The sequence below is a fragment of the Humibacillus xanthopallidus genome, from assembly GCF_006717145.1.
GTDB lineage: Bacteria > Actinomycetota > Actinomycetes > Actinomycetales > Dermatophilaceae > Humibacillus > Humibacillus xanthopallidus.
The window spans coordinates 195,124-208,895 of the sequence record NZ_VFQF01000002.1; the positions used below are offsets into that span (position 1 = coordinate 195,124).

14 protein-coding genes are annotated in these 13,772 nt (G+C 71.3%); 6 read left to right on the plus strand and 8 right to left on the minus strand.

Annotated features, from left to right (window positions below):
• The first annotated feature begins 54 nt into the window (after positions 1–54).
• From FHX52_RS11965 to FHX52_RS11985, 4 genes are all read left to right on the plus strand, one after another.
• Complete coding sequence (locus tag FHX52_RS11965; RefSeq protein ID WP_246069941.1) at positions 55–1,458, plus strand: cyclic 2,3-diphosphoglycerate synthase; 1,404 nt, start codon at positions 55–57, stop codon at positions 1,456–1,458.
• Positions 1,455–1,955 carry a hypothetical protein gene (locus tag FHX52_RS11970; protein ID WP_185747257.1) on the plus strand — a complete coding sequence of 167 codons (501 nt, stop codon included), beginning with the start codon at positions 1,455–1,457 and terminating at the stop codon, positions 1,953–1,955. Before FHX52_RS11965 ends, FHX52_RS11970 begins: the two co-directional genes overlap by 4 nt.
• Entirely contained in the window at positions 1,952–3,595 is a 1,644-nt protein-coding gene (locus FHX52_RS24125) for a DUF4389 domain-containing protein (RefSeq protein ID WP_141822322.1), read from the plus strand. Before FHX52_RS11970 ends, FHX52_RS24125 begins: the two co-directional genes overlap by 4 nt.
• Positions 3,596–4,123: 528 nt before the next feature.
• On the plus strand, positions 4,124–5,908 hold the full coding sequence (locus FHX52_RS11985; protein ID WP_141822323.1) for an alkaline phosphatase D family protein: 1,785 nt from the start codon (positions 4,124–4,126) through the stop codon (positions 5,906–5,908).
• Positions 5,909–6,144: 236 nt separating this feature from the next.
• Here FHX52_RS11985 and FHX52_RS11990 read toward each other — a convergent pair whose 3' ends face one another.
• The 8 genes from FHX52_RS11990 to FHX52_RS12025 form a co-directional block, all read right to left on the minus strand.
• Positions 6,145–6,336 (minus strand): hypothetical protein, encoded by a 192-nt coding sequence (locus tag FHX52_RS11990; RefSeq protein WP_141822324.1) that lies wholly within the window; start codon positions 6,334–6,336, stop codon positions 6,145–6,147.
• Positions 6,333–7,268: an alpha/beta hydrolase gene (locus FHX52_RS11995; protein WP_141822325.1), complete on the minus strand. Its 936-nt coding sequence runs from the start codon at positions 7,266–7,268 to the stop codon at positions 6,333–6,335. The genes FHX52_RS11990 and FHX52_RS11995 overlap by 4 nt, the downstream gene beginning before the upstream one ends.
• Before the next feature lie 101 nt (positions 7,269–7,369).
• Positions 7,370–8,269: an oxygenase MpaB family protein gene (locus FHX52_RS12000; RefSeq protein WP_141822326.1), complete on the minus strand. Its 900-nt coding sequence runs from the start codon at positions 8,267–8,269 to the stop codon at positions 7,370–7,372.
• Between the two features lie 88 nt (positions 8,270–8,357).
• A complete protein-coding gene (locus tag FHX52_RS12005; RefSeq protein ID WP_141822327.1) occupies positions 8,358–8,777 on the minus strand; it encodes a PPOX class F420-dependent oxidoreductase in 420 nt (139 codons plus the stop codon).
• 264 nt (positions 8,778–9,041) lie between these two features.
• Positions 9,042–9,566 carry a flavodoxin family protein gene (locus tag FHX52_RS12010; protein ID WP_141822328.1) on the minus strand — a complete coding sequence of 175 codons (525 nt, stop codon included), beginning with the start codon at positions 9,564–9,566 and terminating at the stop codon, positions 9,042–9,044.
• Positions 9,567–9,644: 78 nt separating this feature from the next.
• Positions 9,645–9,992 (minus strand): YciI family protein, encoded by a 348-nt coding sequence (locus FHX52_RS12015; RefSeq protein ID WP_141822329.1) that lies wholly within the window; start codon positions 9,990–9,992, stop codon positions 9,645–9,647.
• A gap of 293 nt (positions 9,993–10,285) precedes the next feature.
• Positions 10,286–10,795, minus strand: coding sequence for a PRC-barrel domain-containing protein (locus FHX52_RS12020; RefSeq protein ID WP_246069942.1), 510 nt, complete (start codon positions 10,793–10,795; stop codon positions 10,286–10,288).
• Between the two features lie 111 nt (positions 10,796–10,906).
• Complete coding sequence (locus tag FHX52_RS12025) at positions 10,907–11,617, minus strand: dienelactone hydrolase family protein (protein ID WP_141822330.1); 711 nt, start codon at positions 11,615–11,617, stop codon at positions 10,907–10,909.
• 316 nt (positions 11,618–11,933) lie between these two features.
• Here FHX52_RS12025 and FHX52_RS12030 point away from each other — a divergent pair, with 316 nt between their 5' ends.
• Together FHX52_RS12030 and pfkB are read left to right on the plus strand one after the other, a co-directional pair.
• Positions 11,934–12,695: a DeoR/GlpR family DNA-binding transcription regulator gene (locus FHX52_RS12030; protein ID WP_141822331.1), complete on the plus strand. Its 762-nt coding sequence runs from the start codon at positions 11,934–11,936 to the stop codon at positions 12,693–12,695.
• On the plus strand, positions 12,692–13,636 hold the full coding sequence (pfkB, locus tag FHX52_RS12035; protein WP_141822332.1) for a 1-phosphofructokinase: 945 nt from the start codon (positions 12,692–12,694) through the stop codon (positions 13,634–13,636). Before FHX52_RS12030 ends, pfkB begins: the two co-directional genes overlap by 4 nt.
• Positions 13,637–13,772 lie beyond the last annotated feature (136 nt).

Genomic DNA, 13,772 nt, shown 5'->3' on the forward strand with positions numbered 1-13,772 from the left:
TACCCGCGCTGGGGTGTGTCGGTCACGTCGGTGACCTGAGCCGTGGAGATCGCTATGACCACTCACCCCTCGTCACCCACGCGCGTCGTCATCCTCGGGGCGGCCGGCCGCGACTTCCACGACTTCAACGTCGTGTTCCGCGACGACCCGACGCACGAGGTCGTCGCCTTCACGGCCACCCAGATCCCCGACATCGACGGCCGGCGCTACCCGCATGAGCTCGCGGGCCGCCTTTATCCGCAGGGCATCCCGATCATCGACGAGTCCGAGCTGCCTGACCTCATCGCCCGTGAGCACGTCGACCTCGTCGTCTTCGCCTACTCCGACGTGCGGCACGAGCAGGTCATGCACCTCGCGTCGACGTGCATCGCGGCCGGCGCGGACTTCCGGCTGCACAGCGCCCGCCGGACGATGCTGCGCAGCACGCGCCCCGTCGTCGCCGTGACCGCCGTGCGCACGGGCGTGGGCAAGAGCCAGACCGTCCGCTACTTGTCGCTGCTGCTGCGCGAGCAGGGCCTGCGCGTCGTCGCCGTGCGGCACCCGATGCCCTACGGCGACCTCGCCGCACAGGCGTGCCAGCGCTTCGCGACGTATGCCGACCTCGACCGCTACGACTGCACGATCGAGGAGCGCGAGGAGTACGAACCGCACATCGACAACGGGGTCGTCGTCTATGCCGGCGTCGACTACGAGCGCATCCTCCGCGAGGCCGAGCAGGAGGCCGACGTCGTGCTCTGGGACGGCGGCAACAACGACCTGCCGTTCTATGAGCCCGACCTGCACATCGTGCTCGCCGACCCGTTGCGCCCGGGGGACGAGGCGGCATACCACCCCGGCGAGGCCAACGTGCGGATGGCCGACGTCGTCGTCATCGCCAAGTGCGACTCGGCGCGCTCCGTCGACGTCGAGGCCGTCGAGGCCTCGGTGCGCTCGCTCAACCCGCGCGCCACGGTGCTGCGCGCCGAAAGCCCTGTCACCGTGGACGATCCGTCGGTCGTGCGCGGCCGCGCGGTCGTCGTCGTCGAGGACGGGCCCACCCTGACCCACGGCTCGATGAGCTACGGCGCGGGCGTCGTCGGCGCGCGGGCGGCGGGCGCCTCCCACATCGTCGACCCGGTGCCGTATGCCGTGGGGTCGATCGCCGCGACCTACGCGAAGTACCCGAACGCCCGGGGCATCCTGCCCGCCATGGGCTACGGCGCCGAGCAGGTCGCTGACCTCGAGGCGACGATCCGCGCGGCTGTCGACGCCGGCGCCTGTGACGCCGTCGTCGCCGGCACCCCGATCGACCTGACGAGAGTGCTCACGGTGCCCGTGCCGCTCGTGCGGGCGCGCTACGAGCTGCGCGAGGTCGTGCCCGGTGGGCTGGCTGCTGCCGTGCGGGCGGCGCTGCCGGAGGGCGTGGGCGTCAGCTCGGGCGTGGGCTCGGGCGACATTCGGGAGGCGAGCATGTCATGAGTGCACCAGCTGCACCCCAGTCGTCACAGTCGCCTCAGTCCGCGTCAGGTCGTCATGCCACGAGAGCCGGCCGGCGGGAGGCGTCGCGTGCGTCGAGCAGGCGCGGCGGCTACGCGGGCTCGCTCGTCGTCAACCTCGTCATGCTCTGGCTCGTCAACGTGTGGCCGGGCTGGCAGGCGGTGCCGTTCCTCACTGCCGGCACGGTGCTCGTCATCGGAGCCGTCAACGCCTCGATCGTCGCACGCGCGGTGGCGGACCTCGTCAACCTCGTCTTCGACCTGCCCCGGCTCCGGGCGCTCGGCGACATCGTCGCGATCTGCTTCGGGCTCGTCGCGCTCGTACGGATCTGGCAGGTGTTCCCCCTCGACGTCATCGGCACCCCGTGGGAGGTCGTGGCGCGAGTCCTGCTGGCCATCGGCATCGTCGGCAGCGTGATCGGCATCATCGACGCCGCGGTCCGGCTGCTCCGCGGCCGCTTCCCGGGAGGTGCGTCATGACTGTGCCTGCTGCGCCCGGTGCCGCCAGTGCCCCCGGTGCCCCCGTGCCGACTGCTTCGCACCCGGCCAAGCGGCACCTCGTCGCGCTCATCATCGGGTGCCTGCTGATCCTGCCCGGCCTCGGGCTGCTCCTCGGCGGGGCAGCGGTGGCGGGCGCCTACGCCTTCGGCCGCGACGATGCGGGCTTCCTCTCCCTGTCCGTGCCCACGCTGCGCAGCCCTGCAGCCGCGATCACGGTGGAGGACATCATCGTCGAGAACGCTCCCGGCGTGCCCTCGTCGGTCCTCGACCGGCTGCAGCTCGACCTGCGGATGACGGCGCAGCCGGTCACGCCCGGTGCGAACCTCTTCCTCGGCGTGGCGCCGGCCGACGCGTTGACCTCCTACCTCCGGGGAGTCGCGCACGACCAGGTCGTCGGTCTCAGCGAGCCCCGCTCCGGGTCGTCGAGGATCGCGGTGCTGCGGACCTCGCCCGGCGCGGCCACGGCCCCCGCCCCGACGGGTGAGACCTTCTGGACCACCTCGGTCACCGGAACCGGGCAGCAGGTGCTGACCTGGCGCGTCACCGGCGGTCGCTGGGCGCTCGCGGTCATGAACGCCGACGGCAGTGCTGGCGTCGACGTTGCGACCACCATTGGCGTCCGGGCCGGCTTCCTCCTTCCGCTCGCCCTGATCCTGTTCGCGATCGGCCTCGTGGTCAGCGGCATCGCGGTCGCGCTCATCGTCCGGGGCGCGGGCGGCAGCCAGCCGGCGCCGCCCTCGGACGCAGCGCTCGCAGCCTCGGAGGCTGAGGGCGGTTGGGCACCTCACCCGCGGGCGGTCAGCCCGGTCTCGCTCGACGCGCGGCTCGACGAGCCGCTGTCGCGCTGGTTGTGGCTGGTCAAGTGGTTCCTCGCCATCCCCCACTTCATCGTGCTGGGCTTCCTCTGGATCGCCTTCTTCGTCGTGTCGGTCATCGCGTTCTTCGCGATCCTCTTCACCGGCACCTACCCGCGCGGCCTGTTCGACTTCAACCTCGGCGTGCTGCGCTGGAGCTGGCGTGTCTCCTACTACTGCTCCGACGGCGGCATCGGCACCGACCGCTACCCGCCGTTCAGCCTCGACGTGGAGCCGGACTACCCCGCGCGGCTCGACATCGTCTATCCGGGGCGGCTCTCGCGCGGGCTCGTGCTCGTCAAGTGGTGGCTGCTCGCCATCCCGCACTACATCATCGTCGGCCTGTTCGTCGGTGGTGGAGGGTGGGCCTGGAGCGCCTCGCACGGTGAGGGGGCGCACCTCGAGTCGTACGGCTGGAGCCTGCTCGGGCTGCTCATCCTCGTCGCCGGGATCTCGCTGCTGTTCACGGGCCGCTACCCCCGGGCTCTCTTCGACCTCGTCATCGGGCTCAACCGCTGGGTCTACCGCGTCATCGCGTATGCCGCGCTCATGACCGACGCCTACCCGCCTTTCCAGCTCGACGAAGGAGGCGCCGAGGTTCCGCTCCCGCCGCCGCTTGCGCCACCGGTGCAGCCCGTCCCGCCGGAGTCGCAGGTGCCCCCTGACCGCGAACCACAGAACAACCAGCCACAGAACAACCAGCCACAGGACACCGGACCACGGGACACCGAGCCACAAGACACCGCCTGGGATCCTGACACCTGACCCGCGATTCGAGGTGATCGCGGGCCCCACGTGGGCGCCGCGTTCACCTCGATCCGGTATGCCGTCGGGCTGGGTGGAGGTGATCCTGGCCCGCACGTGGGTGGCGCGTTCACCTCGACTCGGCGGGAGGGCGGCATACGGACGCGGACGGGCCTTGCGCGCCCGACACCTCCCGCGATTCGAGGTGATCCTGTGCCCCACGTGGGCGCCGCGTTCACCTCGATCCGGTATGCCGTCCGGTTGGGTGGAGGTGATCCTGGCCCGCACGTGGGCGGCGTGTTCACCTCGACTCGGCGGGAGTGCGGCATACGGACGCGGACGGGCGTTGCGCGCCCGACACCTCCCGCGATTCGAGGTGATCCTGTGTCTCACGTGGGTGGCGCGATCACCTCGATCCGGTATGCCGTCGGGCTGGGTGGAGGTGATCCTGGCCCCTACGCTCGTGCCGCGCCCACCTCGAATCGGCGGGGGAGAGTCGGGGGCTCCAATCGGCACCGGCGGAGGCCCGGCGGGCATAGCCTCCGAGGCATGACACCGTCGTCCGTCGGCCGGCGCACCCTGCTCAAGGGTGTCGCCGCGGCCACCGCAGCGCTTGCCGTCCCCCGCGCCTTCGACCCCGCCGCTGCTGCGGCGCCGGCGAGCAAGGGCATCTTCGGTTACGGGGTCGCCAGCGGCGACCCGACCGCCGACTCCGTCGTCATCTGGACCCGCGCCACCCCGCCACCACGGCCCGGTGAGCCAGTGGCCGCTCCCGGCAGCGGCCTCGGCCGGCCGATCCCGGTGCGGTGGCAGGTCTCCACCACCGATCGCTTCAACCGGGTCGTCGCCCACGGCACGGTCATGACCTCGCCCGACAGCGACCACACGGTCAAGGTCGACGTGACCGGCCTCGACCCCTACACCCGCTACTTCTACCGCTTCCAGTCCCTCGGCGAGTTCAGCGCCGTCGGGCGCACCCAGACCGCAGGCGACATCGCGGGCGAGACGCACGCGCTGCGGATGGCGCTCGTCAGCTGCAGCAACTACACCGGCGGCTTCTTCACGGCCTACCGCGCCATCAGCAAGCGAGACGACCTCGACTTCGTGCTGCACGTCGGCGACTACATCTACGAGTACGGCAACGGCGCCGACCGTTACGGCCCGGCGGCCCTCGTCGGCGTGCGTGACGGGCAGCCAGCCACCGAGACGATCGACCTGACCGGCTACCGGCTGCGGCACGCCCTGCACAAGGCCGACCCTGACGCGCAGGCCGCCCACCAGGCGCTGCCGTGGATCACGATCTTCGACGACCACGAGGTGGCCAACAACTCCTGGGCCGACGGCGCCGAGAACCACCAGCCCGGCGAGGGCGACTACCTCGCTCGCCGCGCTCAGGCCATGCAGGCCTACCTCGAGTGGATGCCCTTCCGCATGCCCGACCAGTCGGTGCCGCACCAGGGCACGCGCTTCTTCAAGCGGTTCACCTTCGGCGATCTCGGCGACCTGTCCATCCTCGAGACCCGTCAGAACCGCAGCCGCCAGGTCACGGTCCCCGGCGTGCCGTTCGACGGCTTCGTGCCGATCGGCGTCAGCCCGGCCATCGACGGCGCGATCGCCTCACCGCTGCGTCACCTGCCCGAGCCCGAGCAGATGACCTGGCTCAAGGACGGCGTGGCGCAGCAGGGCCGCAAGTGGCACCTCCTCGGCAACCAGGTGATGATCGCGCCCGTGCTCTACCCGGGTGCCGCCCTCGGCGACCCGAGGTACACCTTCGTCAACGCCGACCAGTGGGACGGCTACACCGCTGATCGCACGAGCCTGCTGGCGTATGCCGCCGCGCAGCCCCCGTCCGCCGGTGACGTCGTCGTGCTGACCGGTGACATCCACGCCTCCTTCTCGAGCGACCTGCCGGTGGCAGCGGCACCCGGCCAGGCGGCATACGCCTCGGCGGGGGTGGAGGTCGTGTGCCCGTCGGTGACGAGCGACGGCTTCTTCGAGGTGCTGGGGCGCACGCCGCAGCTGGCGGGGCAACCGCCCGAGGTCGTCGTGGCGGTCACGCGTCAGGCCATCGGCGCGGCCCAGCAGCTCAACCCCTGGATCAAGTACCTCGACGGCATCGGGCACGGCTTCGTCGTCATCGACGTCACGCCCGAGCGGGTGCAGGCGGACTACCACCACACGCCGGTGCCGTCGAGCGCGAAGCCCGACCCGCGCGTGGATCCGGCGGTCCTGCCGGCCTACACGCGCAGCGTCCAGACCCTCGCGGGGACACGGCGACTGTCCGGTGCCGTCGGCCCCGTCGGTGCCCGGTCTGACGAGCCGCGCACGGCCTGACCTCCCGGACCCGGTCGAGTGGCCGCGTTGCCACACGCGCCACACCCCTGTCGACTGGCCTCGCTTTCACAGGCGCCGCACCCCGTCGAGTGGCCTCGTTGTCACAGCCGCAAGTGGGGTGGCGCGGCCACTCGACGTGGGGGAGGCGACCAGCTTTGGCCGCTCGACGTCGGGGAGGCGGCCAGGTGTGGCCACTCGACGGGGTGGGGGCGGCCAGGTGTGGCCACTCGACGGGGTCAGGGGGTGTTGCGGCGGCGGCCGCTGAGGGCGAGCGCGATGCCCGCGAGCACGACGATCGGGCCGATGACCGCCCACAGGGTGACGCCCGACATCACGCTGCCGCCGACGACGCCGAGGCCCTGCAGCGTCCACAGGGCGCCCACGAGCACGAGCAGGATGCCGAGCCCGATGCGCAGCGACCCGCTCACGCCGGCGCCTGCGCCGTCTCGAGGTGGGCGTCGAGCCACTCGAGGATCTCGACCTCGACCTCGTCGCGGTTGGTCTCGTTGAGGATCTCGTGCCGCGCGCCCGGCCACAGCGTCACCGTGACGTCGCGGACACCGAGCCGCCGCAGCTGGTCGGCCGCCTGTTGCACGCCCTTGCCGTTCGCTCCGACCGGGTCCTTGTCCCCCGAGGTGAGGTGGATCGGCAGGTCCTTCGGGATGCGTGCGACGGTCCTGTCCTCGTTGGCCCTCGCCAGGCCGCGCAGCAGGTCGGCGAATCCGCCTGCGCTGAAAACGAATCCGCAGTCGGGGTCGTTGATGTACTTGTCGACTTCGGCGGGATCTCTTGAGAGCCAGTCGAAGTCGGTGCGGGTGGGCTTGAAGGCAGAGTTGTACTGACCGAAGCTCAGCTTGTTCATCAGCCCGCTCGTGTGGGTGTGCCCTCGCAGACGCGCCTGCGTCGAGGCGACGAAGACGCCGATCTTGCCGAGCGCGCCTGCGCCACCGGCGGTTCCGGAGAGCACGAGGCCGGTGAGCTCCGAACCGTACTGCGCGGCATACCCCCTCGCGATGAAGGAGCCCATGCTGTGGCCGAGGAGGAAGACGGGCACGCCCTGCTGCTCGTGGCGCGCCCGCGCCGTGACGGAGTGGAGGTCGTCGATGACGGTCTGCCACCCGTCGTGCTCGGCGAAGGAGCCGCGCGGGCTCGAGGTGCGGCCGTGGCCACGGTGGTCGGAGGCGTAGACGGCATACCCGTGGTCGGTGAGGCGCTGCGCGAACCGGGCGTAGCGCGAGGAGTGCTCGGCGAGCCCGTGCGAGATCTGCACGACGGCCTTCACCTCCCCGTCGGGCAGCCAGCGGTTGACGAACACCTCGGTGCCGTCAGGGGTGGTCAGCGTCAAGGTGCTGCTCTGCATGATCGTCCTCGATCTCGGAGTGCCGTTTGCCCGCACTGTATGTCGTGCGGCGGGCCCCCGGTCAGCCGATCCGGTATGCCGCGGGGCTGAGGACCAGCGTCTCAGCTCGCCGCGCGCTCCGGGCTGTCGGAGGGTCGCCGCTCGGACAGGCCGGCCATGCCCCAGCGCACGGCGGCAGTGCCGAGGTGGCCGAGAGGCCGGGCGACCAGGGAGGAGGCGGCGCGGGGCAGCGGGATGCCGAGCATCGACCGGGCCCACCCGGGCAGGAGCGAGACGCCACCCGAGGCGAGGGTGCTGTAGCCCGCTCGGGCATAGAAGGGCAGCGGCGGCTCGAGCAGGAGGAAGCGGGCGGCCTCGCGCGCCGCGTCGGTGGCCTCGAGCTCGGGTCGGTAGGCCGCGAGGGCCATGCGGAGACCCTCCACGCTGGTCGGGGGGTCGATGACCCCGAGGCGGACGGCGGCGATGCCGGTCTGCTCGACGTAGCGGTCGGCCTCGTCGTCGGTGAGCGGCTCGGCGCCGAAGGTCTGGTGCGCCCGGAGGAAGGAGTCGATCTCGGCAAGGTGCACCCACCGGAGCAGGTGGGGGTCGCTCGCGCGGTACTCCCGCCCCTGGGGGTCGCGCCCGCGCACCCGCTCGTGGATCGAGCGGACGAGGGCGATGGACTCCTCGGCGTGCTCGATCGTGCCGAAGGTGGTCGTCGCGAGGTAGTGACTCGTGCGCTGGAGGCGCCCCCACGGGTCGCTCTTGTAGCCGCTGTGACCGGCCACGCCCGCCATCGCGAGGGGGTGGAGCGACTGGAGCAGCAGCGAGGCGACGCCGGCGGGGAACATCGAGGCGTCGGCGTGCACCCGCCAGATGGGGTCGGCGGGGGTGAACCAGCGCTCGCCCTCGGCGCCCCAGATGCGCTGCGCCCGAGCCGGGGCGTCGTCACCCGCGACCTTGGCACGCAGCATCCTGCCCAGCTGGCGCTGCACCAGACGAGGGCCCGCGGTGAGAGTCATGGACAGCAACGTACGGTCGACCGGCGACGCCCGAGACGAATCTGTCGAGGGTTGAGCAGTCTCGGTCAGGTCGGTCAGGTCGGTCAGGTCACGTCAGGGCGATGCGGATGCCGGCGCGCGGCTTGTCCTTGACCACTCTCGAGGTGAGCGGTCTGAAGGCGTCGCCGATCCGGGCGAGGAGGTACTTCTTCCCGATGGCGCGCTTGACGTCGGCGATCTCCTCCGGCGAGCGGACGACGCGTGCGGTGCCGTGATGCGTCGGCGCGCTGTCGGGCACCGTGCCGCGCATGTCGCACTCGCGCAGCTCGACCCTCGAGGTGTGGGCGAGACGCTTCGTCTTGCCGACGCCGTCGATGGTGATGACGACGAGCTCGTCACCGTCGCGAGCGACCCACACCGGCGTCGCCACCGGCTCGCCCGACCGGCGGAAGGTCGTCAGGGACACGTAACGGTGAGCGGCGACGGCGGAGAGGGGGTCCGACTGCGCGCGGGGAGGTTGGGGGTCCACGTCGCCACCCTAGTTACGGTTCGGCAACCCCGCAGTCACGGTTCGAGCACCCTCGGCGTGTTGCGCGTGTATCGCCGTCGCACTCTCTGCACACTGATGGGCAGAGAGACTTCGGCGGCTGGCCCGTTGTGGTACGTGAACCGCCAGGGAGCCCGGACTCGCACCGCGAGCCGGGCTCCAATACGTTCGGGCGGACGTGCAGGTCGATGTCCAAGCCGAGACTCAGGCCGACGCTCGGGCCGGGTCAGCCAGGTTCAGCCAGGTTCAGGCCGGGGTCAGGGCCTCCGCGAGGAAGGCGCCCCACGCCCGCGCCCGCACCACCTCGTCGTGCGACAGGGGCCCGTCCTTGCCCCCGACCCAGAAGCTCTCGCCTCGCTTGGCACGCTCGAAGCCCTTGCGGCGCAAGGCGATCGCCGCTTGCTTGGCTGCTGATCCGGGCATCATCCGCACGTGCACACGCGTGTCGAAGGTGTGAACCGGCAGGTCGGCCCGCGGTTCGCAGGAGTCGATCCACTCCCGGATGCCCAGACGGGGCGTGCCGGTCGCACCCTGACGCACCGCATCCGCGCGGGTCGACTCGCGCGACATCGAGAAGGCGTGGGTCGGGCCGCCGACGAGCAGCATCGTCACGTCATCGGGAAGGTGCGTCGGGGCCTCGGTGACGGGCACGACCGTCACGGACTGGCCCGGCGGGGACTGCTGCCCCTCGCGCCGGATGCCCTCGGCCACCGCCTCCGCGATGGTCTCGGTATTGCCGAACATGGACTCGTAGACGACGAGCACGCTCATGACTGATCTCCTCCGGACCCATTGTCCCGCGGTCACGCCCGGCCGTCGGCCGGGCGTGACGAAGGAGACGCGGCCGGGTCACTCCGACTGGAACGCCCGCACCTCGACCGGGCCGGCGCAGGCAGCGGAGCCCTCCGTGGCGATGGCCAGCGCGGCGTCGAGGTCGTTCGCCTCGACGATCCAGAAGCCACCGAGCCACTCGCGTGCCTCGGAGAAGGGACCGTCGGTGACGGTGGCAGCCCCGGAGGTGGCATCGACGACCCTGGCCTCGGACCGGTCGACGAGGCCGCCGGCGTAGACCCACTGGCCGCGCTCCTGCAGCTGGGTGTTGAAACGGTCGACGGCGGCGAAGATCGCCGGCATCTCGTCCGCGGCCGGTGGGGCGTCGTCGGCGCGGTGGTGGACGGACAGCAGGTACTGGGTCATCGGAGTCTTCCTCGGGTGTCGGTGTGGTGGTCTCTTGTTCTCTCGGCGACGTTCTCGGTTTCTCTAGGAGACCGGGAGCCGCCTGACATCACTGCGTCGAACGGCGAGGCGACTTCTCGACACCGGCCCCCCGAGCGCTCAGGATTCGTGCGCGACACGCTACCCACGCCTCGAGGACGAGGAAGGCCCCGACGCCGACCGTGATGGTCGTCGTCGGGGCCTCGTGACGCCGAGGAGGGCTCCACCGGGGGGCCATCGAGGTGACCGGCAGGGCCGCCCCTCGACAGGAGTCGTCAGACCCGCGCACCGTCGCCGGGGCCACCGGGGCGCTCGCCGTAGTAGTCGCTGAGGCGGCCGCGGTACTCGTCGTTCACGGCGGTGTCGCTGCCGTCGAGCCGGTCCTCGTCGCGCAGCTCGGGCGAGTCCTTGATCTCGTCCTTCGTGCGGTCGACGTACACGTCCTTCTCGTCCCAAGCGACGCGCTCGATCGTGCCGGCGGGAAGGAGCACCTTGCGACCGAAGATCCACGGGCCGGTGTCCACGACGACATAGCTGGCGTCGACCTCGCGGGTGGCGGCGTCGATCTTGCCGATGTGCCCGTCGGTGGCGTGCACCCTGAAGCCGGCCAGGTCGTCCTGGCGGGTCGACAAGTCAGTGCCCTCGCGGTAGTTCCAGGTGTCGAAGCCCTGGCCCGTCGAGTCGTGCCGCGTGGAGTCCTGCTGCACAGAGTCGTTCTGCATCGAGTCGTGCTGCACAGAGTCGTGCTGGGTCGAGTCGTAGGGCGTGGAGTCGTGCTGCGACATGAGGTTCCTCTCCATTGGGGATTGCCGTGCAGCACTGCTCCTACCCGGGGTCGATATATCGCTAACCCCACCATTCGACCCCAATTGCCCTGCGCCGGAAGCCGGCTCCCGTCAGCCGACGGGGAGGTGCTCGCGCAGGAACTCCTCGGTGGTGCTCCACGCCAGTGCCGAAGCGGCTGCGTGGTGCCACGGCATGTCGTCGTTGTCGAAGGCGTGGTCGGCGCCCTCGTAGGTCTCGAAGACGGTCGCGGGCTGCTGGGTGAGGGAGTCCTCGATGGCCCGCACGGTGGCGGTGTCGATGAAGGAGTCAGCGAGCCCGAAGTGGTGCAGGCTCGGCGCGGCCACCGTCATCGCCGCGTGCAGCCCCGGCAGTGCGGAGCCGTAGTAGGACACGAGCGCGTCGACGGGGGCAGCGCCCTCCGACTCGAGCCGCGCGGCGACGTTGAAGCCGAGGCCGCCGCCGAAGCAGAAGCCGACGACGCCCACTCCGGCGTCGACGCTCTCCTGCTGTCGCAACCACTCGACGGCGCCGACCGCATCGAGCACGGCCTGGTCCCAGTCGAGCCGCTGGACCAGGCCCATGCCCTGCTGGAGGGCGTCGTCGCCCTCGACCGGCGAGGTCACGCCGAGCCGCCAGAAGATCTCGGGCGCGGCCACGACGTAGCCGAGCTCGGCGAGCTGAGCCCCTCGCCGCTGGATGTAGGCGCTGACGCCGAAGATCTCCTGGAGCAGGACGATGCCCGGACCGTGCCCGGCCGGGGGGAGCCACAGGTGGGTCGGCATCGCGCCGGAGTCGGTCGGGACCATCACGGATTCGCTCATGGGCACATCCTGCCTGCAGCGCCCCGAGGGCACAGCCCCCGCGGCGCCTCTGCACTGAGTCACCACGTGACGCAACACAGAGGCCGCGCCACCCCTCCCGGCGCTCCCACGGCCAGACCCCGGTGCGGTCCTGCCTGACTCTGCCCGACCCGCTCCTGCCCGGCGGAAACGGGCCATGCCACGGTCAATGTCACAAAAACGGGCGCCCGTATCCATTTACTTGTGACCACATCAGTGGTTTCATGATCTCACTGGGCCCGTCGCAGGCGCGGACCAGCGAGATCGAGTAGACACACCCTGAGGACGAAGGAGTCCGATGTACGCAGCGGAGCGGCAACAGCGCATCATCGCCCAGGCACGTCGTGCCGGCCGGGTGGAAGTCGCTGCGCTCGCCGACGTCCTCGGGGTCGCGGCCGAGACCGTCCGCCGCGATCTCACCGCTCTCGAGCGGCGCGGCTCGCTGCGCCGGGTGCACGGCGGCGCGATCCCCGTCGAGCGCCTCGAGATCGAGCCCACGCTCGCGACGCGCACCGGCCGGCTCACCGAGGTCAAGCGCCGCATCGCCGCCCGCGCCCTCGACGAGCTGCCGAGCGGGGGCAGCATCATCCTCGACGCCGGCAGCACGACGCAGGCCGTCGCCGAGCTGCTGCCTCCCGACATCGACCTCACGGTCCTCACCAACAGCCTCGCTGCCGCGACCGTCCTGTCGTCACACCCCGGCATACGGCTCTATCTCCTCGGCGGCAGGCTGCGCGGCACGACCGGCGCCGCCGTCGGCGACTGGGCCACGAGCGCGCTGGAGGGAGTAGTCGTCGACGTCGCCCTGATCGGCACGAACGGCCTGTCCGTCGCCCGCGGCCTCACCACCCCCGACCAGTCAGAGGCGCTCGTCAAGCGCGCCATGGTCGGCGCCGCCCGCAAGTGTGTGGTCCTCACCGACTCGAGCAAGACCGGTGACGACCACCTGCACCGATTCGCCCAGCTCGCCGACGTCGACGTCGTCATCACCGACACCGACATCGACGATGACGTCGCTGCCGAGATCCGCTCGGCCGGACCGGAAGTGGTGACCGCATGATCGTCACGCTCACGCCCAACCCCAGCATCGACCGCGCGGTGCTCATCGACGCCCTGCGGCGCGGTGAGGTGCACCGCGCGACCGGAGGCCGCATCGACCCGGGAGGCAAGGGCGTCAACGTCTCCCGTGCCCTCGCCGCCCAGGGCGCCGACACCGTGGCGGTGCTGCCGAGCGGCGGGCCCGAGGGTCACCTGCTCGACGAGCTGCTCGACAGCGCGGGCGTGGCCCACGCGAGCGTGCCCGTCACGGGCACGGTCCGGATGAACATCAGCGTCCTCGAGCCCGACGGCACGACGACGAAGCTCAACGAGCCGGGCCCGACCCTCTCCGAGGCCGAGGTGGCAGCGCTGCTCGACATGACCCTCGAGCGCTCCTCGAGCGCCGGCTGGGTCGTCGGCTGCGGCAGCATGCCCCCCGGCGCCCCCACCGACCTGTATGCCGTCCTCGTCCGCCGGGTGCGCGAGCGCGGCGGGCGCGTGGCGATCGACTCCTCCGGCGCCTCCTTCTCGGCGGCGGTCGCGGCCACCCCGAACCTCATCAAGCCCAACCATGAGGAGCTCGCAGAGCTCGTCGGGCACGACCTGCCCACGCTGCGCGACGTGCGCGACGCTGCCCGCGAGCTCGTCGGGGGCGGCATCGAGGTCGTCGCCGTCAGCCTCGGCGGTGACGGCGCCCTCGTCATCACGGCCGACGTCTGCGCGCACGCCATCGCGCCCATCTCGGCCCCCCTCTCGACCGTGGGCGCCGGCGACTGCATGCTCGCCGGCCTGCTCTACGGGCTGTCGACCGGTCACGAGCCGGCCGACGCCCTCGTCACCGGTGTGACGTGGGGCTCCGCGGCGGTCACCCTGCCCGGCAGCCGCGTCCCCTCGCCCGCCGACCTCGCCGGCATCCGCGCGGAGCTCACCCTCGACCCCGACCTCTCGCGAACGATCCGCTGAGGCAAACCCCGCCACACGGCATACCGCCTGCTGTGAACCCCCCGCTGCTGTCGACCCGAACTGCTGTGAACACCGACTGCTGTGAACACCAACTGATCCGAACCGTCCCGGCTCTGTGATCCTCCGGAAAGGAACC

Bases quoted from the DNA above. Each gene is read 5' to 3' on its own strand.
- FHX52_RS11965 (WP_246069941.1), top strand. From the start codon at position 55: ATGACCACTCACCCCTCGTCACCCACGCGCGTCGTCATCCTCGGGGCG.
- FHX52_RS11970 (WP_185747257.1), top strand. From the start codon at position 1,455: ATGAGTGCACCAGCTGCACCCCAGTCGTCACAGTCGCCTCAGTCCGCG.
- FHX52_RS24125 (WP_141822322.1), top strand. From the start codon at position 1,952: ATGACTGTGCCTGCTGCGCCCGGTGCCGCCAGTGCCCCCGGTGCCCCC.
- FHX52_RS11985 (WP_141822323.1), top strand. From the start codon at position 4,124: ATGACACCGTCGTCCGTCGGCCGGCGCACCCTGCTCAAGGGTGTCGCC.
- FHX52_RS11995 (WP_141822325.1), bottom strand. From the start codon at position 7,268: ATGCAGAGCAGCACCTTGACGCTGACCACCCCTGACGGCACCGAGGTG.
- FHX52_RS12000 (WP_141822326.1), bottom strand. From the start codon at position 8,269: ATGACTCTCACCGCGGGCCCTCGTCTGGTGCAGCGCCAGCTGGGCAGG.
- FHX52_RS12010 (WP_141822328.1), bottom strand. From the start codon at position 9,566: ATGAGCGTGCTCGTCGTCTACGAGTCCATGTTCGGCAATACCGAGACC.
- FHX52_RS12015 (WP_141822329.1), bottom strand. From the start codon at position 9,992: ATGACCCAGTACCTGCTGTCCGTCCACCACCGCGCCGACGACGCCCCA.
- FHX52_RS12020 (WP_246069942.1), bottom strand. From the start codon at position 10,795: ATGTCGCAGCACGACTCCACGCCCTACGACTCGACCCAGCACGACTCT.
- FHX52_RS12025 (WP_141822330.1), bottom strand. From the start codon at position 11,617: ATGAGCGAATCCGTGATGGTCCCGACCGACTCCGGCGCGATGCCGACC.
- FHX52_RS12030 (WP_141822331.1), top strand. From the start codon at position 11,934: ATGTACGCAGCGGAGCGGCAACAGCGCATCATCGCCCAGGCACGTCGT.
- pfkB (WP_141822332.1), top strand. From the start codon at position 12,692: ATGATCGTCACGCTCACGCCCAACCCCAGCATCGACCGCGCGGTGCTC.